This window comes from Burkholderia sp. GbtcB21, assembly GCF_019091065.1.
Classification (GTDB): domain Bacteria; phylum Pseudomonadota; class Gammaproteobacteria; order Burkholderiales; family Burkholderiaceae; genus Burkholderia; species Burkholderia pyrrocinia_C.
Window position 1 is genome coordinate 1 of the sequence record NZ_JAGXKA010000400.1, and the last position, 244, is coordinate 244.

At 60.7% G+C, this 244-nt stretch carries 1 protein-coding gene; it reads right to left on the reverse strand.

All coding sequences use genetic code 11. From position 1 onward, the window contains the following. Positions 1–244 (reverse strand): ShlB/FhaC/HecB family hemolysin secretion/activation protein (locus KVT39_RS37190; protein WP_306795639.1); only part of this gene is annotated, 244 nt, incomplete at both ends.

Sequence of the window (244 nt, forward strand, 5' to 3'; positions counted from 1 at the left end):
TGTCCGATGCGCCAAAGTTCGCATTCGTCGCGCCGGCAATTTGAAGGTGGTCGTAGAGTTGAAACGGCGAATCGGACGTGAACGAGCCGGACAGTTCGTACTTGCCCGCCGAATCGAGGCCCGCGTTGTCCGTACCGATAACGGCATGCCAGCGCTTGCCCGCTCCGGGGTGAAAGACGAGTTCGGAGTCTCCCGGATTAAGACCGGGCGCGCTGTCGAACGTAGCATCGGACTGGGATTGCAG